This is a genomic window from Pseudomonas sp. HPB0071 (assembly GCF_000478505.2).
GTDB classification, from domain to species: Bacteria; Pseudomonadota; Gammaproteobacteria; order Pseudomonadales; family Pseudomonadaceae; genus Chryseomonas; species Chryseomonas luteola.
The window spans coordinates 1-23,819 of record NZ_KI517368.1; the positions used below are offsets into that span (position 1 = coordinate 1).

The 23,819-nt window shown below is 54.7% G+C and carries 20 protein-coding genes and 1 pseudogene; 11 read left to right on the forward strand and 10 right to left on the reverse strand.

Annotated elements, in window-relative coordinates; all coding sequences use genetic code 11:
* Positions 1-112: 112 nt before the first annotated feature.
* Positions 113-1,222, reverse strand: a complete 1,110-nt coding sequence (locus HMPREF1487_RS19720; protein WP_010798477.1) for a cache domain-containing protein — start codon at positions 1,220-1,222, stop codon at positions 113-115.
* Between the two features lie 142 nt (positions 1,223-1,364).
* Positions 1,365-2,990: a methyl-accepting chemotaxis protein gene (locus HMPREF1487_RS19725; RefSeq protein WP_010798478.1), complete on the reverse strand. Its 1,626-nt coding sequence runs from the start codon at positions 2,988-2,990 to the stop codon at positions 1,365-1,367.
* Positions 2,991-3,207: 217 nt separating this feature from the next.
* Here HMPREF1487_RS19725 and HMPREF1487_RS19730 point away from each other — a divergent pair, with 217 nt between their 5' ends.
* The gene (locus HMPREF1487_RS19730) at positions 3,208-5,793 is read left to right on the forward strand and encodes a bifunctional diguanylate cyclase/phosphodiesterase (RefSeq protein ID WP_083603186.1); all 2,586 of its coding nucleotides are present in this window, start codon (positions 3,208-3,210) and stop codon (positions 5,791-5,793) included.
* Here the strand turns inward: HMPREF1487_RS19730 and HMPREF1487_RS19735 are convergent.
* Entirely contained in the window at positions 5,784-6,617 is an 834-nt protein-coding gene (locus HMPREF1487_RS19735; RefSeq protein WP_010798480.1) for a coiled-coil domain-containing protein, read from the reverse strand. The genes HMPREF1487_RS19730 and HMPREF1487_RS19735 overlap by 10 nt on opposite strands.
* A 202-nt stretch (positions 6,618-6,819) precedes the next feature.
* On the opposite strand from HMPREF1487_RS19735, the gene HMPREF1487_RS19740 reads away from it, so the two are divergent.
* The gene (locus tag HMPREF1487_RS19740; RefSeq protein ID WP_010798481.1) at positions 6,820-7,245 is read left to right on the forward strand and encodes a hypothetical protein; all 426 of its coding nucleotides are present in this window, start codon (positions 6,820-6,822) and stop codon (positions 7,243-7,245) included.
* Between the two features lie 263 nt (positions 7,246-7,508).
* On the forward strand, positions 7,509-8,117 hold the full coding sequence (locus tag HMPREF1487_RS19745) for an ERF family protein (RefSeq protein ID WP_010798482.1): 609 nt from the start codon (positions 7,509-7,511) through the stop codon (positions 8,115-8,117).
* A gap of 128 nt (positions 8,118-8,245) precedes the next feature.
* On the opposite strand, the gene HMPREF1487_RS19750 is transcribed toward HMPREF1487_RS19745, so the two are convergent.
* From HMPREF1487_RS19750 to HMPREF1487_RS19760, 3 genes are all read right to left on the reverse strand, one after another.
* Complete coding sequence (locus tag HMPREF1487_RS19750) at positions 8,246-10,189, reverse strand: AAA family ATPase (RefSeq protein WP_010798483.1); 1,944 nt, start codon at positions 10,187-10,189, stop codon at positions 8,246-8,248.
* Positions 10,186-11,265 carry a metallophosphoesterase gene (locus HMPREF1487_RS19755; protein WP_010798484.1) on the reverse strand — a complete coding sequence of 360 codons (1,080 nt, stop codon included), beginning with the start codon at positions 11,263-11,265 and terminating at the stop codon, positions 10,186-10,188. The genes HMPREF1487_RS19750 and HMPREF1487_RS19755 overlap by 4 nt, the downstream gene beginning before the upstream one ends.
* 171 nt (positions 11,266-11,436) lie before the next feature.
* Complete coding sequence (locus tag HMPREF1487_RS19760) at positions 11,437-11,712, reverse strand: hypothetical protein (RefSeq protein WP_010798485.1); 276 nt, start codon at positions 11,710-11,712, stop codon at positions 11,437-11,439.
* A 440-nt stretch (positions 11,713-12,152) separates the two neighbouring features.
* Here HMPREF1487_RS19760 and HMPREF1487_RS19765 point away from each other — a divergent pair, with 440 nt between their 5' ends.
* Both HMPREF1487_RS19765 and HMPREF1487_RS19770 read left to right on the forward strand, forming a co-directional pair.
* On the forward strand, positions 12,153-12,377 hold the full coding sequence (locus HMPREF1487_RS19765) for a hypothetical protein (RefSeq protein WP_010798486.1): 225 nt from the start codon (positions 12,153-12,155) through the stop codon (positions 12,375-12,377).
* 190 nt (positions 12,378-12,567) lie between these two features.
* Positions 12,568-14,736, forward strand: coding sequence for a phosphocholine-specific phospholipase C (locus HMPREF1487_RS19770; RefSeq protein ID WP_010798487.1), 2,169 nt, complete (start codon positions 12,568-12,570; stop codon positions 14,734-14,736).
* A 56-nt stretch (positions 14,737-14,792) separates the two neighbouring features.
* Here the strand turns inward: HMPREF1487_RS19770 and HMPREF1487_RS19775 are convergent, their stop codons facing one another.
* Positions 14,793-15,251 (reverse strand): DUF3597 domain-containing protein, encoded by a 459-nt coding sequence (locus HMPREF1487_RS19775; RefSeq protein ID WP_010798488.1) that lies wholly within the window; start codon positions 15,249-15,251, stop codon positions 14,793-14,795.
* A gap of 464 nt (positions 15,252-15,715) precedes the next feature.
* Between HMPREF1487_RS19775 and HMPREF1487_RS28020 the strand changes: the two genes are divergently transcribed.
* The 5 genes and pseudogenes from HMPREF1487_RS28020 to HMPREF1487_RS28030 all read left to right on the forward strand — a co-directional run.
* Positions 15,716-15,994, forward strand: coding sequence for a histidine kinase dimerization/phospho-acceptor domain-containing protein (locus HMPREF1487_RS28020; protein ID WP_256205763.1), 279 nt, complete (start codon positions 15,716-15,718; stop codon positions 15,992-15,994).
* Positions 15,939-16,184 (forward strand): ATP-binding protein, encoded by a 246-nt coding sequence (locus HMPREF1487_RS28025; protein WP_037031063.1) that lies wholly within the window; start codon positions 15,939-15,941, stop codon positions 16,182-16,184. The genes HMPREF1487_RS28020 and HMPREF1487_RS28025 overlap by 56 nt, the downstream gene beginning before the upstream one ends.
* Positions 16,185-16,328: 144 nt before the next feature.
* Positions 16,329-17,498: a hypothetical protein gene (locus HMPREF1487_RS19785; RefSeq protein WP_010798490.1), complete on the forward strand. Its 1,170-nt coding sequence runs from the start codon at positions 16,329-16,331 to the stop codon at positions 17,496-17,498.
* 94 nt (positions 17,499-17,592) lie between these two features.
* Positions 17,593-18,216, forward strand: coding sequence for a class I SAM-dependent methyltransferase (locus HMPREF1487_RS19790; protein ID WP_010798491.1), 624 nt, complete (start codon positions 17,593-17,595; stop codon positions 18,214-18,216).
* Between the two features lie 33 nt (positions 18,217-18,249).
* Positions 18,250-18,438 (forward strand): annotated as a pseudogene (locus HMPREF1487_RS28030) (methyl-accepting chemotaxis protein); the annotation flags it as partial.
* Positions 18,439-18,480: 42 nt separating this feature from the next.
* On the opposite strand, the gene tyrS reads toward HMPREF1487_RS28030, so the two are convergent.
* Positions 18,481-19,725: a tyrosine--tRNA ligase gene (gene tyrS, locus HMPREF1487_RS19795; RefSeq protein WP_010798492.1), complete on the reverse strand. Its 1,245-nt coding sequence runs from the start codon at positions 19,723-19,725 to the stop codon at positions 18,481-18,483.
* Between the two features lie 311 nt (positions 19,726-20,036).
* On the opposite strand from tyrS, the gene HMPREF1487_RS19800 reads away from it, so the two are divergent.
* The gene (locus tag HMPREF1487_RS19800; RefSeq protein ID WP_010798493.1) at positions 20,037-21,245 is read left to right on the forward strand and encodes an aminotransferase-like domain-containing protein; all 1,209 of its coding nucleotides are present in this window, start codon (positions 20,037-20,039) and stop codon (positions 21,243-21,245) included.
* Here the strand turns inward: HMPREF1487_RS19800 and HMPREF1487_RS19805 are convergent.
* Together HMPREF1487_RS19805 and HMPREF1487_RS19810 are read right to left on the reverse strand one after the other, a co-directional pair.
* The gene (locus HMPREF1487_RS19805) at positions 21,242-22,468 is read right to left on the reverse strand and encodes a CaiB/BaiF CoA transferase family protein (protein WP_010798494.1); all 1,227 of its coding nucleotides are present in this window, start codon (positions 22,466-22,468) and stop codon (positions 21,242-21,244) included. The genes HMPREF1487_RS19800 and HMPREF1487_RS19805 overlap by 4 nt on opposite strands.
* Before the next feature lie 22 nt (positions 22,469-22,490).
* Positions 22,491-23,672 (reverse strand): acyl-CoA dehydrogenase, encoded by a 1,182-nt coding sequence (locus tag HMPREF1487_RS19810; RefSeq protein ID WP_010798495.1) that lies wholly within the window; start codon positions 23,670-23,672, stop codon positions 22,491-22,493.
* Positions 23,673-23,819: the final 147 nt, after the last annotated feature.

A 23,819-nucleotide genomic window follows, 5' to 3' on the forward strand; every position in this document is an offset into this window, starting at 1 on the left:
CTGGCGTCTGAGCACGCACTTGATCGCGAGTAATTGAAATGGACAATCCGATTGTTCTCTGGCTTTGTGCCATCTGGATGGGATTATGTATCGTAAAGGCACATGATCAGGTTCAGGAGCCTGACCCTGTAATTGCATTGGAGCAACAATATTGACTGGTGGTGAGACTCAAGCCACACAAAGGGCTTCGCATAATATATCTTATGTTAAATAGAGTATGTGCCTCGATCAGTTCAGCCTTTACCGTATTGGCGTGCCCGATCTGACGCATTAACACCAAGCCGAACAGCGACATCACGATAATGAGGCTGGCGACAATGATGGCTGAGCGTTGCGTATCACCGGTCCAGTCCGACAAGAGCTCTTTCTTGCTCATTGCCACCATTACCAACAAGGAATATCTATCTATCAGCTGGTAGCCATACAGGCGCTCAACCCCATCAATTACCGCTTTGATAGTCACGATGCCGGAAGGCGCCTGAGCCAATGCTGTGGTAATGACGTAGCTCTGGGCAAGGTGTTTGCCCACCAGATATTCGTCTTTGAAGGGGCGTCGACTCAGAATCGTGCCGTCCGGCATCGCCAGCACAATGGCACCTGAAGGCCCTAACTCGATGTGCCTATAGAAATCAAGGAAATACTCCATCCTGACTGTAGCCAGCACTACACCCGCAAAACGCCCTTGTTTGTCGGTAACACGCCGGGATATCGGAATAATCCAGTTACCTGTAGAGCGGGAGTGAATGGCACGGCTAATGAAGGGGTCTTCAGTTGTGTTCTGATTGTGAAATCTAAAGTAGCCTCGGTCTGAGTTCTGGCCTTTCCATAGCGTTTCACCTAAAGAGGTTGCCCTCCAATTGCCCTGCTCGTCAAAAACGAACAGGCCCTCGACCTGCTCTAGGGAGCCCGCATATTTCTCAAGCAGCGTATGCAGCGCGTCTGGTTTAAACGATATCTCATTACCCTGCTCCAGCAAGTGCTGAAGGCTCATGAGCGCTACATCCACTTCCTGGAACGAGTCCTCAGCATGTTGGGCCAACGCGCGAGTCAGGTTGAGCGTTGTGCTCTCGGACTGCTGCAGTTGAACGTCTCGCGCATGCCAGCTTTGCCAGAAATCAAACCCTACCAAGGACACAAACACCAGGCCCAGAAAGGCCATCGTTAGCGTTTCCAGAGGTAGGCGTTTGAGTTTCTTCGAAACCATTGAATCAGGATGAGACATAAACCTACCTTAGGGCATGGACTGCAACGAGGGCTTACAAACGCCCTTCCATAAAGGGCGCATTTATTACATTCCGTTGCGTTACCTAGCCGAAACGTAGGGCAGAACGATGTCTGTTAATCAGCATCATCCTGCCGGTCGATCAGACTTTGAACCGGCGAACCATCCCGCTTAGGTCTCCAGCCAGGCGAGAAAGCTCTTGGCTGGCTGTATGGGTCTGTTCTGCACCCGCGGACGTCTGGATAGACAGATCACGAATACGAACCAGATTACGATCCACCTCTCGGGCCACCTGTGCCTGCTCTTCAGCAGCGCTGGCAATGACCAGGTTACGCTCATCGATACCGTTAACCGCATCGTTGATTGTGCCTAGTGCATGACTTGCCGCCTCAGCCTGCTCCTGGGTTTGCCTGGCCTGATCCGCACTGGTCAGCAAGGCGTCTACGGTATGAGTAGTCCCCTGCTGAATGCTACCAATCATGGCCTCGATTTCGCGGGTAGAATCACTGGTCCGGTGTGCCAGTGAGCGTACCTCATCTGCTACAACAGCAAACCCGCGACCCGCGTCCCCTGCTCTGGCCGCCTCGATTGCAGCGTTCAGCGCCAGCAGGTTGGTCTGCTCCGCTACGGACCGGATGACATCCAGCACCTGGCTGATGTTGCGTGTCTGTTCGGCCAGCTGACGTGCCTGCTCAGAAGCGCTCAGAACGTTGTCCGTCAGGACACCAATAGCACTGAGGGTATCGTTAAGCTGACGCTGCCCTTGGCGCGCGGTTTCGGCTGCTGCCTTGGAGGCGACTGACGTCGACGTCGCGTTACCCGCTACTTCTTCAACGGCCTGGCTCATCTCGGTGACTGCAGTAGCTGCCATCTCAATTTCGCTGTTCTGCTGTTGCAGTCCCTGCGTACTTTCGCTCATGACTGCGCTCATTTCTTCAGTCGCAGCAGCCAGCTGCTCAGCCGACCGGTTGATCTGCTCAAGCGTATCGCGCAGATTGCCCTGCATTTTTCCCATAGCCTTGAGCAGCTGAGCGGCCTCATCTGTACCGGTTGTTTCCAGCCGGTGGGTTAGGTCACCCGACGCGATGGCCTCCGCGGCCTGCACAGCTTCGCGAATAGGCTTGGACAGACTCAAGGTCAGACGCCAGGCGAGCAGGATTGTAAGGCCCAGGGCGCAGCCGATAACTGTCAGGGTAATGGATACGGAGTTGCTATACACTGCCTGTGCATCTTCGCCAAAGGCTTTGGCTGCCTGCTGGTTCAGGGTACGCAATTTCTCGGTCTGTTCGTTCATGCTCAAGCCAAGGCTGGCCATGCCACCCATGACCTGTTTACGGGCATCATCGATCCGGCCGTTGACCATTAACGCTACGAGCTGATCGGTATTAGTCATATAGTCGCGGTAGATAGCCTGCAACTGCTGTAGCGCCTTGCCCTCCTCCGGCGTGCTGATTAAAGGCTCATAGCGTTTGAAGCCAGCTTCAACAAGCTGTCCCAAGTCTTTGATTTTCTGCTGAGTCTTTCGAAGCGTTTCAGCATCTGGCAAGGCAATCAGGCGCAACGCCTCTATACGAATACGGGCCATTTGCAGGGCCAGATTGTCACTTTCAACAATACTGGGCAGTGAGTTCAGTTCCACTTTCCGAGATTGATCCTGGATATGAGACATCTGTGCCAGGCTGAACACCCCCAGCCCGGTCAGGATGACCGCGATAACGCCAAAGCAAAACAGGCTTCGGTATGCAATTTTCACGGAGCGAAGGCTCATAGACATAACCTTGATAAGGGGGCCGGAGAGGACATGCAAAGTGATACGTATTGAAGCGGCATCAGTGCGGAATTCTTGAGTCAAAAGTTGCCGGATGGTCTGTTGATCCGCCCGGTTGTGCCTCACATCGCCTGAACCGGATTATTTGCTACAGCGGCGAGAGCGGAAGCCGATATAAAACAACCTGATAGCAGATTATCGAATCGCCTCCCTGACCATGCCTATTTCTCCGCCCCCGCCAGCCATGAAAAAGGACGAGCCGTTTCGTTCACAAAGCCACACTGAGCTGACCCGTCGCTCTGTGTTGATGTTTACCGTCCTGATGTTGAGCCTGTTCGCCCTGGCAGGCGCCGTCACGAGCTATATTGCCTGGTCGTTAGATAATAAGGCCATTACCAGTGGTGAGCAGGCCTTGCGCAATGCTATCGATACCCGTAAGAAGTCCACGGTGGCGACACTCATGGACTATGCCCGCTGGGAGGAGAATTTCATGCACCTCTATCCTGCGGTCGATACGAAATGGGCGCGTGAAGAAGATAAGCTGGCCGGCTCGCTGCTGTCGCAGTATGGGCTGGATGCCGTCCTGGTTGTCGACGGCTCGCAAAATACCCGTTATGCCTTTTTAAAGGATACGGTCGACCCCAAGGATGCACTCCAGTGGATCGAAGGCGACTTGCCGGCAATGCTGGACCGACTCCGGAGCGAGCCTCCGCTTACGTATGTTCAGGGTTCTTATCAGGTAGATGGCGTACCGGCGATTGTTTCGGCAGCTTTGGTTCAACCTATTCAGGTGGCGTATCTACCCAGGCGAGACCAGCTTCCCATCCTGCTCTTTGTTGAACGGCTGGATCAGCAGAGGCTGGCGTCGATAGGTGCGGCCTCTGGCATTGTCAATCTGAAAGCCGGGCCGGCAGAAAAGGATAGCGCCAGCCTTATCATAAGTGAGGACTATGGCGTTCCTTTTCTGCTCAGCTGGCAGGCAGAGCGTCCTGGCGGTGTACTGCTAAGCGTAATGCTGCCTCTGCTGGTACTTACGGCATTTGCCCTGTATCTGGTTTTAATCAAACTCAAGCGCCGATCACTGCGCGCGGCTGCATTGATCGACAGCAGCCATGAAGCCCTGGAGCATAGCGAGGCTCGTTTTCGGGATGTTGCCGAGGCTTCTTCAAACTGGATCTGGGAGACGAATGCCCGACGTGAGCTGACCTATCTTTCTGACCGTTTCGCAGTTAGCACCGGCTTTAGTGTTCACGAGTGGCTGGGAAAGCCGCTGCAGGAGCTTATTGATTTCAGCGAAACGGACTTCCAGGCAAGCGCCCAACAAGATCAGGAACCAGCAGGTGCCCCAAAAGCCTTGGAATGCTTTTACATGGACCGCGAAGGACATAAACGTGTGGGGCACCTTTATCTTCGGTCTGTTTGGACGGAGGGCGTCTTATCCGGATATCGCGGGACTCTCAGCGACATTACAGACGAAATGGAAGCTCAGGCCCATTACGAGCATCTGTCCAAGTATGATCCGCTGACGCAGCTTCCCAATCGGACGTACATGTATCGGTATCTCAAGGAGCAATTGGGAAACGGACCTACGCCAGAGAGTCCTTTGACCATCTTTTATCTGGACCTGGATGACTTCAAGCACGTTAACGATACTCAAGGGCACGGCTTTGGTGACAAGGTCCTGATCGAAGTGGCCAACCGGCTCAAACGGTGTATGGATAGCAGCGTATTCATTGCCCGTCAGGGTGGCGATGAGTTTGTCCTTGTGCTTACCGGGCAAATGCAGCCAAACACTCCTGTATTGGCAGAATGTCTGCTGGCCTGCCTTTCTGCTCCAATCATGATTGACGAACTTGAGGTTCGTATCAGCGCCAGCATTGGTATCGTGCAGGCGCCTGCCCATGGGGTTATCAAGAGCGAGCTGCTTCGGTTTGCGGACATTGCACTTTATGAGGCCAAGGGGGCAGGCCGTAATACGTGGCGGCTGTACGACAGCGCGATGAACGAGCGGCTGCTTCAACGTCAGCAGATCGAGGAAGACCTACGGGCCGCCCTGCAGCGCGATGAGTTACGACTCGTCTTCCAGCCGCGCTTTAGTATCCAGAACGGGAATATCATTGGCGCAGAGGCATTGGTACGCTGGAGCCACCCTACCCGCGGTTTGCTGAGTCCTGCTGTATTCATACCGGTGGCCGAGCAGAGCGGGCTTGTAGTGCCTTTGAGCGACTGGGTTTTGCGCAAGGCATGTCGCGAGGCGCTCGAATGGAAAGATCCTATCTTCGTCTCGGTCAATCTTTCCTGTATCGAATTTCAGCGTAATGACCTAGTAGAGCGTATCCGGCAGGTATTGGAAGAAACGCAACTTGAGCCTGCGCGGCTTGAGTTGGAAATTACCGAAAGCGTGATGTTGGATAATGCTGAAAGCGCACTGGCCCTGATGCATGAACTCAAGGCGCTGGGTGTGAAGCTTTCCATGGATGACTTTGGAACAGGCTACTCCTCGCTTAGCTACTTGAGCCAGTATCCATTCGATGGCATCAAGATTGATCGCAGCTTCGTCATGAGCTTAAGCGAGGGTGACGACAGCAATCAGGCCATCATCAAGGCCATTGTTGCACTGGGCAAGGCGCTCTCGATGTCCGTGACCGCAGAAGGTGTCGAAACAGCCGAGCAGCTTAATGCACTAGGTATCCTGAGCTGCGATCAAGCGCAGGGTTTTCTGCTAGGCAGACCGGTCCCGGTAGAACGCCTGGTTGAGCAGTTGAATGAGCAACTTGCCCCGGAGGACAAGTCTCAGAGCTGATGCGATTCCAATCGCGCCTCCAGACGGGCGATCTGCCTGATCAGGTCCTTGCCGGTGGCGCGCTCCTGATCGAGTTGACGGGCCAGGTCATCCAGATGCCGGGCCTGTGTGGTATGCAAGGCCTGGAGTCGCTCATTATCCCGAATCAGCTGGATGTTCTGCTCCCGCAAGGAGGCATTCTCGGCCAGAACCGCTTGATGCTGGTTGCGTAAGTCACTGACGGCGGAATCCGACTGCACCTGATCCTGCAGCCGCTGGCGCTGCATCACCTCCTGATAACCTTCCAACGCATCCCGTGCCGTCTTGAGTTCAGCGCTTAGCGTTTCGATACGCTGGGCACGGGCAGCCGACTCACGTTGGCTATGAGTCAGGTCTACCGCCTGCCTGGCCAGCTCGTTATTGGCTGCGTTGTATCGGTTTGCGTAATCTGCTGCGAGTGCTTCGGCCTTCGCTAGTCTGGTCTCCAGGTCCCTGATACGCTCTTGCTGGGCGTTCGCACGCTCATCGGCAAGTTTGAGCTTTTCATTTATCGACTTCGCCTGAACCGCGAGCGTCTGCTCGGCCTCGTCTATTTCCAGCTGGGCCCTCTCCAGCAACTTGCGTTCGAGTTGTTCGATCAGTGCCAGCATGTCCGCCCTGATCCGCCCGCTCGGTCCTGAAAGGCTTTGCTCGTCAGCTTCGATTTCTTTTTTATAGCGTTGAATAGTTGTAAACGAGCCTCCTGTCAGCGCCCGGATTTCAGGTACAGAGGCAGACCGGCCCTCTTCCTTTAGCTGCCGAATGGCAGTGGCCACCTTCTCCTTGTCTATACCGTTACGGCTCATGGCTACTCGCTTTACGTAAAGGATAAAAATCGTAAGGCTAATCGTAGCGCAACTCTGTGCTCATCCCAAGTAGGGGATGGCGTAGCCAGAAAAAGGCAGGACTATATTTAACACTTTGATTTACAGCGCTTTTCGCCAGACGGTGCTCTCCTGCGCATTACGATGTCAGCTATGATGGAGTGAAATCAACTCAGGAGCGCCCATGGCTACCAACATTGAACGGTTCGATAATCTGGTCGGTCGGCTTTTTGGTGAGTTGTACGAGGCCTTCCCTATTCCGCGTAATCTCTTTTGTACCGATATGCAAAAGCACATCGAGGCGGCGGGCCTGAATGAAATAGATGACTTTAATCCCTGTGCGGATGAGGCTCGATTCTTTACCGCCTCGGTCAGATGGCTTGGCAATGCAGGCTTGATCGAACATGGCGATGTAGTGGCTGGAACCGCTCATGATTGTGTCCTCACTGCCAAGGGGCTCGAGATTTTGAAGGCAACGCCTGCATGCCTTGAAGGTGCTCTGGGTGATCGCCTTGTTCAGGCAGCGAAACACGACGCTGACGAGGAGCTTCGCCAACTGACCGGGCAGGCCTTGAGCTATGGGATATCCCTCGCGCTTCATAAATTCTGACCCATTACAAACCTTTGCACGCTTGCAGATAAACCGCTTTCGCTGTGGTCCAGGTAGTAGCGCGTTTGATAACTGAGAAGCCTTTTAAAGGCAGTGTTCATCCGACGAAAGGTCAGGCAGCTCGGGGCTTTCAGCTTGGTTTTAGCCCGCTTGCCCCCATATAGGATGGACTGCCTGGAAAGCCTCTTTAAACCCTTCTCATCAGTTCTCGACGTTCACCCCTGTCCCGTCGGTAAGGGGTATGTTGCCTTGGAGATACCTGTATGAAAATGTCAGAAAACATCGACGCCCTTGCCAAGGCCCTGGCCGCCGCACAGGCTGAGATTGAAAACGCCACGAAGGGAAGCATCAATCCGCACTTCAGAAGCAAGTATGCGGATCTAGCCGAAGTATTGAATACAACCCGACCGATTCTGAGCAAGTTCGGCCTTTCGATCGTCCAAATGCCGGGCTTTGAAGATGGCAAGGTCAGTGTCGAAACGGTACTGATGCACGAGTCGGGTCAGTGGATCAGCAATACCCTGCTGGGCCCCTGCATGAAAATGGACCCTCAAGGGGTTGGTAGCGCGATTACGTACTATCGCCGTTATTCCCTGGCAGCCTTTGCAGGTATTGCCCAAGAGGATGACGATGCCAATGATGCTTCTCAGACCAATGCCAACCGCCAGCCTGCTGTTTACATTAACAAGAGTCAGCTCAAGCGTATCGAAAATGCGGTAAGCGAGTGCAGCCCGGCTGTTCAGAAGAAGTTTGAAACGGATTACCCGGACGCCAGCAAGATGACCGTTGACGTCTATGACAGCATTGTCAGCAGTCTCGAGTCAGCCGCCAAGAAGTACCAGGAACGCAAGAGTCAGGACAACGCGGCATGATTTCCCTCACCTATCCATTGGCAAGCCTGCAGGGACGCTTGGCTTAGCTCTAACACTAAAAAATAGCAGACTGATTTTTACTAGCCCGCATCAAATGCCCTTTTGGCTATCCAATGAGCCAGCACCGCTTAGACGGTATATGCAGCTTCTACGGTAGCCTGTCCGTTTTCCTTGGTTATAGTGATGCTGTTACGAATCCAATCGCGTAGATCCGTATGGCTGATAACCAGGACCGTTCCCTTGTCATGGGACTTTTCCTCCAGCAAAAACATTAATCGCTCAAGACCGGCCTCATCAAGGGCCTGATCAATCTCGTCTGCCATAAACAACCTGATGGGTTTACTGGCTCGCGATGCGACCAGATCTTGCAGTGCCATGGCGGTTGCTAACCTGACTTTACGCTTTTCTCCTCCTGAGAGACTTTTAAAGGTCTCACCCCCGGTTGCGCTGACCACATCGATAGAGAACTTCTCGCGTAACTCTCCCTTGGCCGTCAATGCAATGGTAGACCACACTGCGGTCACGTTTCCGTCCGTCAATGTAGACAAATAGTGAGCCGTCCGAGCATTCAGGTAGGGGGTTACGTTATCCAGAATATGCGCACGAACGCCTGACGGGCTGAATACCCGGGCGGCTTCTTCCGCCAGTGCAAGCCGTTGCTGCGCTGCGCTCAATGTAGCCGTCAAGGCTTCTTGTCTCACCCTTGCCTGTACCAACTGCTCACGTGCACGCTGTATGGCTGAATCGTGCGGATTCTTTGCTGATTCGAGCTGCGCGATGCGCTCCTTCAGCACCTGTAGCTGCCTGGCCTGTTCCTGCCAGGCGTGCTGTTCAGCCTGGGTTTTTCGTCTTTGCTGCTCAAGCGCTTCCAGGGTTGCACTTTGCTCGGAAACATCAGTCATTTGCTGGCGATAATTGCGTAGGCTGTTTTCCAACTGGTCAAGCGCCTCTTTCGCTGTCTTCGCTTGATCTTGTAGCGCAAGTACCTTTTCCTGCTGCGTTTTCACGGATTGCCGGGTCATGTCTCGTGAGGCATCAAGATCCTGTGGTTCGATGACATGACCGCATTGAGAACACGTAGTACCTACTTGATCGTCAATGTGCTCCAACGTGTGAGCGAGCCGCTGGGTCTTGGCTTGTTCACGCTCCAGGGTCTGTTGGACTGCGACATAAGCAAGCTCCGCTTCTCGAAGCGTCTTGGCATGGATACGCTCCTGCCGGCGTTCCTCATCGGACGCGGTGATCCTGCTACGAACGGCCGCGGCCTGCTCGTCCAGGCTTTTCAAGTGTGCCTGAAGATACTTTCCCAGGCTTGCATCAAATGCATCCCGAACGGCATGGTAGTGCTGGGTAGCGGTCTGGACGGCGGCGCTCTGCTGATGTATCCACGCCTCGCGATCCTGCTCGGCCGCCCCGACATTGGCGGTAAAGGTGGTGATGGCTGTTTCCAAGGCCTTGGCCTGAGTGGTGAGCTCTCCTACCTCGACCTTGCATTGATTAAGTCGGGCCCGAGCGATCTCATAAGCCTGTTGCAACTGATGGATACCTGCGGCCTCCTCTACCAGGAGCTTGAGGTTTCGGTCTGTCATCCCGGGCAGGTCGGGCATGGCCTCCTGACCCAGATAGATCGCGTTAACGAACACTTCGCGCGAACAGCCCATGACCTTATCGACCAGCACCTGGGTCAGCTTATCCGAGCCCTTGGTAAGGTCCTGCCATTCGCCTTCCATGAAATGCTCAAGGCGCAACTGATTCTTGTATTGGCGATGCTTGCGATAACGCCTGATGCGGTAACGTGCGCCCGTCTCGTCAAGCAGCTCAAGTCTGACTTCTGTACCCTTTCCTGCGGTACGGTTGATCACCGCATCACCAGACTCCTGACGAGCGGTTTCGCCATACAGGACCCAGCACAGTGCGTCGGCAATTGACGACTTGCCAGCGCCGTTACTCTTTTGGCTCGTATCATCCAGGTTCTCGCCCTGGATCAGTACCAGACCCTTGTCGTTCAGGGGAAGCGACTCGACATGTCCAATCGCCATGAAGTGAGTAATCGAAAGGCTCTGTATCCTCATGGATCGATCGCCTCGGCTTCGCTGAGTATGTCGTTGCACAGTGCTACCAGTGCGTCACCATGCGTGCTGTTTTCCTCCACCCACCCGCGGATCGATTCGCGTAGTGTCGGTGCGCTGGAGACCGGCGAGCGACGCTGCATAACAGCAGAGCGTGGCAAGGGGATGGCTTGTACCAGGCTTCCCAACGCACCCCATGTCTTAAGCTGATCACGAAGGTGAGAAATCTCCTCCTCGGTCGCCTCGCCCAGCCGGGCCCGCACATAATGACCTCGGCACTGCGCCCTAGCTTCTTGCTCATCCCAGCGAATATCCAGATCCATGAAGCGGGGCGCAGAAGAGGTACGAAATACCACGTCGGTATCGCTGACCAAGAGATAGCCTGCCCGGGTCCCTATATCGTTCCAAGTCTGGTGGGTGGTGGCGCCTACGCTATAGACCTCACCCTCGAAGCGCTTATGGTTATGGTAGTGCCCACTAAAAACGCGCTTGAACCCGTATCGGGCCAACTCCGCTGCGTTAAAGCCATGGTCTGGCAAGCCGGTTAGAACACCATTGACTGGCGCATGAATCATCAGAGTCCATGCGTTGGGAGCTTCCCCTTTTGCATTCAAATCTGTCAGGCAAGCGTCAATATGCCGGCGGACATCATCGAGTCGGTCATACCAAGGCACCATGACAACATGGTCATCCTCGAACAACATTGGCGTTGAAATCACTTCAATACCGGAAATGGTACGCAAGCTCTCGCAAGCATTGCCCAGCGCGCTGCTGTCACGGGATTCAAGGTCATGATTGCCTGCTAAGACGCGAATGTTCAGGCCCAGGTCTGTCGTAAGCCGTGCGAACAGGTCGATAGTTGGATTAAGAACCGTGGGCGAAACGGAGCCACGTACATGGAACAGATCGCCTGTAATGTAGAGCGTACGTCCTCCTGCCGCACGAAGGTCATGCGCCGCCACCTGAATCTGATCCAGAATATGACCGAGACGGCTATTGAGCCCATTCTTGTCGACACGGGAAAACGCTGACCAATTATGCAAATGTGCATCCGAGCAGATGCCATAGACGAGGCTCATAGGCTGTCAGATCCTGCTGTAGGCGATAATACGTTTGACGTCGAGAAGAGACAGAGGTTGAACACCTCTACTGTATTACAGCGCCAACGGCGCAACGGCACGCAGCGGTAGTGGAATCAAGATGGGGGCAACAGCAAAAAAATAAACGGTAGCAGGTGATCTGATGAGCCTTTAGCGAGACACCTGCCCTACGGGCGTTCCTACCAGGTCGTCTATTTGCAACTGCGCCTTCTGCTTGTTGTGTTTGAGCAGCTCATGCTCGATATCGTCCAGCAGCGTCTGGAACAGCGCACCATTTTTCAAATACCGGGCGGAAAAACGCCAAGTATAAGGCTCTCCTCCATCAAGAGGCGCTGCGGTAATCGTCAGGCTACCCTCTTGGTCGATGATGCCTTTAAGAGCAAATGAGTCAGCAAAAATGTAGGTAAGGCGAGACAGACACTTCATGATGCAAGCAGAACCAGGCAGTAGTGTTTGTTAGAGGCAGCGTTTTGCTATTTATTCGCCACTACAGCGTGCCGTCTGTCTAAAGGGATAAACGGTTAGCAAAAAAATCCATATTTTTTAAAAAGTGGCTCAAGTTATTGATTTGGCAGCCGATGAAATATGCAGGCAGACAGGATACCCTGCCTAGCTGAGCATGCTGCCCCAGGGACGGGGCCCTTTCTTTCGGCCCAGTCCCTTCATTCCCATGAACATCTTCGGGTTTCGATGTTCAATGTCATCGTGGTGCTATCGCTGCCGTTGCAGTCGATACTGCCTTTTTGGAAAGTCTATCAAGCTAACGCAATGATCTTGGCTACACTTGCCACAAGCCGGAATCGCCCGCTGCGCTGAGGGGCGTTATGGTTGTATCACCTTGTCCCACTGCTACAAGGAAGGCTGTTATGGAATTTAAATGGCTACTCCGTGAGCTACAACGAGATCCCAACGACCAGGACTGGGTCAAAGGCTGGGGAGTTTATCGGAACACTCCATGGCATTTGGCTTGCGTTTACAACAGCGAGGCGGTAGCTGTCTCCGAGGCGGTAAGGCTTGGCCAGGGCTACGCCGTTTCCTGGGGAGCACATAAACTCGGCACCAATCAATTCATTATTACTGAAAAATCCTGACCTCCCTGCCTGGGTGCGATATGGCTCTGCCCAGTCGCACCGATTCATCTGACAGACAAGCGCTTCATACACCTGCCTATAAATTCCAGATCGTTTCGCAGTGTCATATTTCTACTACCTGCTGCCCGTACAAATATGTAACGAGTTGTTCCGGCTAACCCCCTCAGCACGTACAGGGAGCGAACGAGTCATGCCTTCTCTCACCCGCAGAAATCTATTGCAGGCAGCGGCCGTCGGGTCGGCCATCGCCATGCTACCCGCCTCGATCCAACGGGCATTGGCCATTCCCGCCCACAACCGTACCGGTACTATTCAGGACGTCGAGCATGTAGTCATCCTGATGCAGGGGAACCGATCATTCGATCATTATTTTGGCACGCTGCCGGGCGTACGCGGCTTTGCTGACCGGCTGACGATTCCATTGCCGGGCGGACGCGCTGTCTGGCAGCAGCAAGGTCAAGAGCGCGTTATCCTGCCTTATCACCTCGACAGCCGAAAAGGTAACGCCCAGCGTGTGCATGACACGCCACATTCATGGGCAGACACCCAGGCGGCCTGGGACAGCGGTCGTTTGAGTGCATGGCCAACCTATAAGACGCTGACTTCGATGGGATACTACGAGCGTAACGAGGTGCCCTTTCAGTTTGCCCTGGCTAACACCTTCACGCTGTGTGACGCCTACCATTGCTCGCTGTTAGGTGGAACAGCACCAAATCGCCTGTTTCTTTGGACCGGTACCAACGGCCCCACTGGCTCTAACGTCGCAGCGGTTGTCAACGAGTGGGATGCTCCGGGGCCGCCCGATGAGGGATATGACTGGACGACCTATGCAGAGAGACTTGAGGATGCGGGCGTCTCGTGGAAGGTCTATCAGTACCTACCGGACAACTTCGGTGATAATGCCTATGCAGGCTTTCGCCAATACCGTGCCGCAAGCGTCAAGGTTGGCAACCCCGCCCAGCCCTCTGCAGACTTTAACGACTTCGTCGTCTATCGCGAAGCGTTGGAGGCCGTCGCCCCGTTGTACAAAGGCAACGGCAATACGATGCCAGCAGCGAACAGCAACGACCTTGAAACCATGTTCGAAAGTTTCAGACGCGACATCCGACAAGGCAAGCTGCCTCAGGTGAGCTGGCTGATCGCACCAGCGGAGTATTCGGAGCACCCCGGTCCCCCCAGTCCTGTTCAGGGAGGCTGGTATACCCAGGAAGTCCTTAATGCACTGACTGAAAATCCAGAGATCTGGAGCAAGACGGTACTTCTCGTCGACTATGACGAAAACGATGGCTTCTTCGACCATGTGCCGCCACCTGCCGCTCCTTCCCTACGCGCAGATGGAACACTGGCAGGTAAATCAACCATTGCTTTCGATGCCGAAGTGTTCCAGCACAAAGCACCTCCTGGCTCGAAGGAACAGCCGGCCCCTGATGGACGTGTGTACGGACCAGGGCCCCGTGTCCCGATGTTTATCATTTCGCCGTGGAGCCGAGGCGGCTGGGTGAATTCGCAGGTCTTCGACCATACTTCGGTACTGCAATTCTTGGAAAAGCGCTTCAACGTAAAAGAGCCCAATATCAGTCCTTGGCGGCGAGCGGTATGCGGAGATCTGACGTCTGCCTTTAACTTTGTCGATCCGAATCAGGAGTTTTTGCCGCCCTTGCAGACTACCTCTCGCCGTGCAGCGGATGAGCTGCGGGAAAAACAGGAGCAGCTACCACAGGTCCCTGTTCCGCCTGCTGACCAACAACAAGTCCCTGTGCAGCGACGTCTGGCTCGCCCTTCCCGAGCATTGCCGTATCGGATCGAGGTCGAGGCGGAAGCCAGTCCGGAGACGCGCCAGCTAACCCTGACCATGCGCAACACAGGCGAACAAGGTCTCGTGCTGCATGTATACGATCGGCTGCATCTGGAGGATATCCCTCGCCGTTATACCATCGAGGCAGGGAAGCTGTTGAGTGATGTCTGGGTCCCCACTACTACAGATGATGGCACCTACGACCTGTGGTTGTTGGGGCCTAACGGCTTTCATCGAGCACTGCGTGGCAACCTCAAGGCTCCGCAGCCAGAAGTAAGGCTGCAGCGTGACGGTAAAAGCCACAATCTGGTCATGACAATCACCAATACAAGCCTGCAGGCTATGACCGTTCAGATTGATCGGTGTCCCTATACGTTTGAAAAGCCCCACGAGTTTCAGCTTGGTGCGGGTGCCACACATAAACAGCGTATATCGACGCGCGTGAGTGGTGGATGGTACGACATTACGGTTCGGGCTGATCAGGGCAGCTGGGAAAGGCGTCTGGCTGGCAGACTTGAAACTGGCCGCCATTCGATTAGCGATCCCTTGATGGGCAATACCTGACCGTCGGAGGTGTCTCACAGGCATCCCTGAGCTGGATGCCTGCCTTCCAAAACCGGTTACGCCTTAAGCTCGGGAGGAACCGTCCCGTCGTGCTCGGCCAGCTTTTGCATAACGGCCTTGTGTAGCCAGTTGTTCATCTGCTCCGAATCTTCAAGCTTATCGGCAGGGCACCCAAGCTCGGCGGCCATCTCCTTGCGTGATTCATAACTGCTGTCCAGATTAAGTACCTTGAGCAGGTCGACGATGGAGGAGCGCCAGTTCAGGTGATCATTATGATTAGCAGCCATTGCATCGAGACGCGCCGAAATATCCATCGAATTTTGCACGCCGGTAGCTGCCGGAGCCTGTAGTTGCTCGGCACGAGCGCTGTGGGCAGCGTTGGTTTCTTCAGAATCGGTAACGATACGTGTAGACGTTTTGCTGGCATCAATGACGCCGACATCAGCCTTTCGCTGCTCTTCGTTACTAACGCCGTCCAAGCCAAGCTTGTCAAGAATCGAGCTAAACAGTCCCATGATTGACCCTCGTGATTAAACCTAGAGTACTTATGGACCCTAAGAGAGGGCCTGTGATTCAACGCTTTATGCAGCTGTAAGCGAGGCGATCACAAAAAACCATTTTTTCAAAATAATCTGTATAAAAAACAATAGCTTGAAAACATAACCTAATGTTGATCACTAATTTTAACGAGAAATCACTTTAACTCTCTGACCTTTTAACGCATTTTCTAAGATGTAGACGGCTTGGCCTCACGATAAATTGAAGGAAAATATCTATCACCTATCAACATAAATTTTTTTCTTATAAATCAAGGGCATATAATGCTATCCTAAGATTTCACTTTTAATGTAATGGTTCAGCTGAGGGTATGGCTGCTGTTCAGCAACGCACCATTACCGTACTTTGACATCGTTGAGTAACAGAGCGGCCTGAGAAGCCTTCCGCCATTATTGCCGCGCTCAATCGCCTACTGCTCCGTATCCACTCGGGTGCAGAAGCGCAGCGCGCCTTTCTCGATAATATGGCGCACCCGTTGCGCACCCCGCTTGTCGGCTTGCATATCCAACGCCAATGGTTATGCGAACGATATGCAGGCGCTCCTGATAGCAGTCGCATCTTGAGTTTTATCAATCAGACAAGCGAGCGGATGATTCACCAGGCTAATCAACTACTGACCTTGGCCCGAGCCTCAACACAAGGCAATGCCTTTCTGCTGCGTCAATCTTGTCGACAATACCATCCGCCATATCCCGCCTGAAGGTTGCACCACAATGCGAATCAATCTGTCGGACCAGGCGGTCATCCTAGAAGTAGAAAACAGTGGGCCAGGTATTCCATCGGATGAACGTGAGCGTATCTTCGAGCGATTCTATCGGCTTGAGTGGGGTATGGTACGGGCGTTGGAATTGCCATCATGCGAGACATCGCCCATGCCCATATTCAGCTGAGGATGGAAAAGGGCTTATGGTTCATCTGATATTTTCCTTCGCTACATATTTCGGATTTCCGTCTACGCTCATAAGGCCGGATAACACCGGCCCTGTAATAGCAAAGCGCGTACAGGTCATTACTAGATCGTAGGGATATCCGTCATGTTCAGGTTGAAACCACTCGCACTGCTTATCGGACTACTCGGCACCACCCATAGTTACGCCGCGTCAAATACGGCCGACTTGACTCAGAGCGGTGCGCAGAATACGGCCGCGCTGACACAAACCGGGCAAGGCAACCACAGCGTTCAGGTCCAGCTGGGCACCGACACCCGTCAAACGGTGCTGCAAACGGGCGAACTCAATGCGGCATCGATCTACCAGGGGGAAAGAACTCGCGGGACTATTGATATCGATCAGAGTGGTGAAAGCCACCTGGTGGAGATTTATCAGGACACCCGAGGATGGTCTACCGTGGCGGTTACGCAGCGAGGCAGCGTGAACGAGGTGCGTATCGATCAGGGCAGCAATAACGCCGGGCGTGTCACGAGCTACCAGGAGGGTACTCACAACCTGCACGACTTCCGGTTGGAAAACATGAGTGGGACGCCCAGCCTCAGTGCCCGCACCCTGGGCAATGGCAATACCATGAGGGTTGTGCAGGGCGAGGATGCTCAATACTTCATGGATGCAGACCTTGTGCAAAACGGTGACAACAACCTGATCGACCTGCAACAGCAATGGCGTCGTCAGGAGGCCGAGGTCAATCAGCAGGGTAATGGCAATATCGTTCAGGTGCAGCAGAGCGGCTTGGGGCCTATCGAGGGCGAGCTGAGCGGGTCTTTGATGCAGGCCTCCCAGAATGGGAACGACAACGTTATGAACGTCCGTCAGGGAAGTGACGGCAATACTCTCATCTCCAGCCAGAACGGTGACCGTAATACTCTGGATGTGCAGCAATGGGGGTGGTCTGGCTACCTGACCACCAAGATGACCAACCGCCTGGAAGCTACGGTAAACGGCAACGATAACCGCATGACCGTGGTGCAAATGGGGGGTGCGGGTGCCCATGAGATTACGGCCGAGCAGACCGGTAACAACAATGAGATGAACTTAAGTCAACGAAACACGACTGACAGCTCCCTGGATATGGCGCAGCGCGGGGATGGGCTGGTCATGACAGTGACTCAAATGAATACACAAAATGACCATTTCGCGCTGGTGCAGGAAGGCACCAACCACACCCTAAGCCTTGAGCGCTCAGGCATAGGTAATGAAGCGATCGTTTCTCAACTGGGTACAGCCAATATGGCCTCGATGATTCAGCAATGATCGCCTGAGCCAGGCGGGGTATTCTCCCCGCCTTTTGTTTTACAGACCGGATACAGTAGTACCGTCTTTCAACGGATCACGTGGCCTGTTCAACATGAGTTCCTGGTACGAGCGTCGTGTTTTGCCTTATCTGCTCGATATTGCCTGCGGGATTAAACCCGTACGCCTGCAGCGGCAGTCTCTTATCCCTTTGGCGTATGGTCAGGTGCTGGAAATTGGCATCGGGACCGGGCTCAACCTTGAGCACTATGACAGGTCTCGGGTAGAGCGTATCGTTGGGCTGGACCCCTCCCTGGATATGCACCGGCTGGCTCGGTCTCGTGCTCAACGCGCAGGCCTTGACGTCGAGCTGGTTGATCTGTCGGCCGAGCGGATTCCCTTTGAGAATCGCTCCTTCGACACGGTTGTGGTGACCTATTCGCTGTGCACGATTCCAGATCCGGCCGCTGCACTTAAAGAGATGCATCGCGTACTCAAGCCGGAAGGACAGCTCCTGTTCTGCGAGCATGGACAAGCCCCCGATGAAGCGGTGCGTGTATGGCAAGATCGGATGACGCCGCTCTGGTCCCAAGTAGTGGGCGGCTGCCACCTGAACCGGGAAATAGGCAAACTTATCCATGACGCCAAATTCGAAATGATTGAATTCAAAACGTTTTATTTAACGGGCTTACGCCCATTAACGTACCATTATTGGGGCGTTGCCCGTGCCTTAGCCTGATTACAAATCTTATAATATGTCTTACAACGAGAAAACCTGCTGATCGCTACGGCGTTTGAAGAACAGGCCCAAGTAGCCCGGGCCGTTGACTACAATCTGGTCAGCATCCGTGACTTGTCGATACAGACGTCCGCAGGCGCCAACCAGACCGCTACGGCCAGCGCGGAACTGTCTCGCCTAGCCATAGATATGAATCGACTTGTCATGCGGTTTGCGACATAAAGCCAGCTAGAGAAAGCCCCGGAACACCGGGGCTTTTCCTTTTCAGTCCACCAGCACAACCTGAAAATGACGTTTCTTGCCCAGGCTCAATCGGCTGCCTTCCAGCGTGGGAGACAAGGGCTCGTCCGGATTCTGGACCTGCACGTCGTCCAGGCGTAGCCCACCGCCGTCCGCGAGTCGGCGCACGGCACTGCGCGAACTCTGTAGTCCGCTAGCCACCAGAAGATCGGTCAGGGTGAGGCCCGTTTGCAGTGCGGTGCGGCTGGCTTCCACTTTGGGGAGTGTGTCGCTCTGGCTGCCCTCACTGAACAACGCCTGTGCCGCTGTCTCCGCGTCACGCTGGGCCGCTTCGCCATGGCACAAACGGGTCGCCTCGTTGGCCAGAACGATTTTCGCCTCGTTAAGCTCTGCACCCTGCAATGCGCCCAGGCGACGTACTTCGTCCATGGGCAGTTCGGTAAACAGTGCCAGGAAACGCTGTACGTCCCGATCATCGCAGTTGCGCCAGAATTGCCAGAAATCATAGGCAGATAGCTTATCGCCGTTGAGCCATACCGCGCATTGTGCCGACTTGCCCATCTTCTTGCCGTCACTCGTGGTCAACAGCGGCATCGTAAGCCCGTAGAGCTGCGGGCCATTCTGGCGACGTGACAGCTCAACGCCATTGATAATGTTGGCCCACTGGTCAGCGCCGCCCAACTGCAGAGTGCAGCCATACCGATGGGCCAACTCGACGAAGTCGTAAGCCTGAAGCAAGGTGTAGCCAAATTCCTCGAAGGACAGAGAGTGCTCACGATCCAGGCGATTGCGGATGGCATCGAACGTGAGCAGGCGGCTGATCGAGAAATGCCGTCCTACGGTATTGAGGAAATTCAGGTAACCCAGCCCATCAAGCCACTCGGCATTGTCTACTACCCGGGCTTGCCCGTCCGTATCGCCCACTTCCAGGTAGGTTGTAAATGCCTTGGCAATACCGGACATATTCTGAGCGATCTGGGCGTCGTTCAGCACCGGGCGGCTGCTGTCCCGAAAGCTGGGATCGCCAATGCGCGTCGTGGCGCCACCGATCAAAAGCAGGATCGGATGCCCTGCACGCTGCATCCAGCGCATGAGCATGAGACCTTGCAGATGCCCGACGTGCAGGCTATCAGCCGTTGCGTCAAAGCCTAGGTACGCGGTCACTGGTCCGTTATTGAGCGCTTGGCCAAGACCGTCACGGTCGGTGATCTGATGGATGAAACCACGTTCTTCCAACAGGTGAAGCAGGTCTTGCTGGGGCTTGTTCATTGAATACGTCTCCTTGGCTTTCTGGCCTGCGGAGACTGGGAGAGGTTGCATTCACCGAGCCGCCACAGGCGGTTCGGAATGCAGCGCAGCACCACCTACCACCCGAAAGAGTTCAGGTAGTAATAATACGCAGCGATAGGTGTGATAAAGGTGTTCATGGGCAACAAAGCTAACCGGTTCAGCAGGAAAGTCAAGCGAAACGGCAAATCACTAGAATTCCTTTCTTTCAACAGCCTATGACTTTTTCTCGTTTGTAGTGAGGGAAGCGGCAGACGCATAGTCTTCGCATCGTGATTAACGGCGAATCCCTCATGCGTATCTTCAACCCTGTCTTCGAGTCGCCACAAGGCTCTCCCATACGAGAGTTATTCAAGTATCTTTCCGTACCCGGCATGATCTCGCTGGCGGGCGGCTACCCTGCCTCCGATCTGTTTGATGAAGCAGGGCTGGCAGAGGCGATGACAGTGGCCTTTCGCAATTCAGTCGGTTGCCTGCAATATTCCAGCAGTGAAGGCTTGCCGGGCCTACGCGAGGCACTTGCTCAGTTGAGCCGCCAGCGTGGTATTCCCTGTGATGCGGACGATCTGATCGTCACGTCTGGCTCGCAACAAGGGTTTGATTTGCTGGTTCGCGTCCTGCTTTCGCCGGGTGACGCCGTTCTGGTCGAACAACCTACCTACCCCGCTACGCTTCAAGCCTTACGGTTGGCTCAGGCCAGAATAGAAACCGTCGCCTCGGATCTGGACGGTATCGATCCTGCGCAACTGGATAGTCAGCTGACCCGCTGTACGCAGGAGCAACGACCGAAGTTTCTCTATCTTTCCCCCACATTTGCCAACCCTACCGGACTTACGCTTGGTCTGGAACGCCGCCGCGCCTTGCTGGAGGTGGCGATGCGTCATGACCTGCTGATTATCGAAGATGATCCGTATGGTGATCTACGCTTTACCGGCGTTGCCATTCCCACGCTGGCAGCGCTGGCTCGCACACAACCGGAAACCCGAGATCAGGTAGTCTATTTGTCCAGCCTTTCAAAAATCGTGGCGCCTGGGGTTCGTATTGGCTGGATGATAGGGCCTGCCGAGGTACTCAAACGCTGTACGATCGCCAAGCAAACCGCTGACTTGTGTGCCTCCGGCTGGATGCAATCCATTGCCGAAGCCTACTTGAAGCAGGGTTTACTGGAGCGGCATCTACCGGTGCTTACCGCGGCCTATCATGAGAAGTGCCTGGCGCTAGTGAGTGGTCTACAGACACACCTTGGCCAACGGTTCGAATGCCGGATGCCGGCAGGCGGGCTGTTTGTCTGGGGGCGTTGGTCAGAGGGGCTGGATGCCAAGGCGGTCCTCGAGCAGGCTATTGAGCATAAGGTCATGTACGTTCCAGGCAGCGCCTTCTACGCCGAAGTCCCTGACCACTCTACGGTACGGCTGTCGTTTGCTGCGCCATCGCTCGAGCAGATCGGCCACGCGGTAGAGCGGTTGGCCTTGGCCGTTCAGGCATTCGGGCGTAAAGTCTAACCGACTATACCCGCCTGCCTCCAGGCGTTGACTCTGGCATCGCCGTGGCCCAGAAGATACCGCAACACCTGCTCGGTATGCTCACCGAGCAGCGGTGGAGGACGTCGGTACTCCACGGGCGTTCTGGAAAGACGTATCGGGCTTGCCACCTGCGGAACGGTTTGTCCCAGCGGATGCGCCATCGTAAAGACCAGACTGCGTGCCGCTACCTGCTTATCGGCAAAAACCTGGGCCACTGAATTGATCGGACCACAGGGCACACCCACCGCTTCGAGCAGGGCGATCCATTCTTCAGTACGCCTGAAAACGGTAACCTGCCGAATCAGCGGAACCAGTTCCATACGATGGACGACCCTCGCCTGGTTGGTGGCAAAACGAGGATCATTCACCCAATCCAGCCGGTCTGCCACCTCGCAGAACCGGCGGAACTGAGCATCATTGCCAATCGTGAGGATCATATCGCCATCGGCTGTTGGAAAGGCTTGATACGGCACGATGTTGGGATGGGCATTGCCAAGGCGCGTTGGCGACTCACCGGAGACCAGATAATTCATGGCCTGGTTGGCCAAGCAAGCCACTTCAACATCGAGCAGCGCCATGTCGATATGCTGCCCTTCACCGGTCTGAGTCCGATGGTTCAGCGCAGCCAGAACAGCCACCGTGGCATACAGCCCCGTCAGGATATCTACCAGCGCAACCCCTGTCTTGACCGGGCCACCGCCCTCGTCATCATCCGGATGGCCTGTCAGACTCATAAGGCCGCCAAGCCCCTGTATCAAGAAGTCATAGCCTGCCCGCTGTGCATAAGGGCCGCTCTGACCAAAACCGGTAATCGAGCAGTAGATCAGTTTCGGGTTAAGAACACTGAGCGAGGCGTAGTCCAGGCCATAGGCTGACAAGCCTCCAACCTTGAAATTTTCTAGCACCACATCCGATTTAACAGCCAGATCCCGAAGGATCTGCTGACCGTCGGGCTGGGTGAAGTCCACGGCTATCGACTGTTTGTTGCGATTGGCTGACAGAAAATAGGCCGACTCGCCCGTGTTCGCCCCTAGCGGGCCTTTTAAAAAGGGCGGCCCCCAATGACGTGTATCATCTCCTCGCCCGGGGCGCTCGACCTTGATGACTTCTGCCCCCAGGTCCGCCAGGATTTGTCCTGCCCAAGGCCCGGCAAGAACCCGTGACAGGTCTAGGACTCGTAAGCCTGCAAGTGCTCCAGCCATGAGCCAGCCTCCCTGAGAGTGATCAAAAGAAGGCCTGGATACCGGTCTGTGCCCGTCCCAAGATGAGCGCGTGCACATCATGGGTTCCCTCGTAGGTGTTGACCACCTCAAGATTAACCAGATGCCGCGCAATGCCAAATTCGTCAGAGATACCATTGCCTCCAAGCATGTCCCGGGCCATACGGGCAACGTCCAGTGCCTTGCCACAACTATTGCGTTTCATGATTGAAGTGATCTCCACAGCGGCCGTCCCCTCGTCCTTCATTCGTCCCAGACGCAGGCAGCCTTGCAGGGCCAACGTGATATCGGTTTGCATGTCGGCCAGCTTCTTTTGAATGAGCTGATTTGCAGCAAGAGGTCGACCAAATTGCTTGCGATCAAGGGTGTATTGTCGAGCGGTGTGCCAGCAGAACTCGGCCGCACCCAATGCGCCCCAGCTGATCCCGTACCGGGCGGAATTGAGGCAGGTAAAGGGACCTTTCAGGCCGCGTATTTCTGGAAATCGGTTTTCCTCAGGGACAAAGACGTTATCCATTACGATTTCACCCGTTACTGAGGCACGCAGTCCCACCTTGCCGTGAATGGCAGGTGCGGTGAGACCTTTCCAGCCTTTTTCCAGAATGAATCCGCGGATATCACCGGCCTCATCCTTGGCCCAGACCACAAAGACATCGGCAATCGGACTGTTGGTAATCCAGGTTTTGTTACCCGTAAGGCGATAGCCGCCCTCTACCTTTTTTGCCCGGCTAGCCATTGAGCCTGGGTCAGAGCCATGGTCCGGCTCTGTCAGCCCAAAGCAACCAATCCATTCGCCTGAGGCCAACCTTGGCAGGTATTTCTGGCGTTGTGCCTGAGTACCAAATTCATAGATAGGCACCATGACCAGAGACGACTGAACACTCATCATGGAGCGGTATCCTGAGTCGATCCGTTCTACCTCACGGGCGATCAAGCCGTAACACACATAATTAAGTCCACTGCCGCCGTATTCACTAGGGATCGTGGCGCCAAGCAAGCCTGCCTCCCCCATTTCGCGGAAAATCGACGGGTCGGTCTGCTCATGCCGGAACGCCTCCAGGACACGAGGCGCCAGTTGGGCCTGTGCAAATTGCGCGGCGCTGTTGCGTACCATCCGCTCTTCATCGCTGAGCTGTTGCTCAAGCAGGAGAGGATCTTCCCAATTGAACGGTGCATTGGCTGCCATTGCAGGTCACTCCGGTGATCTTGTTGTGAAGCAAGGCTAGAAGACGCCTAACTGTGCTGCAACCGAGCAATGTGCACAGGGTTGTGCGTAAAACTCACTTCACACCATGATGATTACCGCTGCTGTAGGCATTTGTCTGTGAGCAAG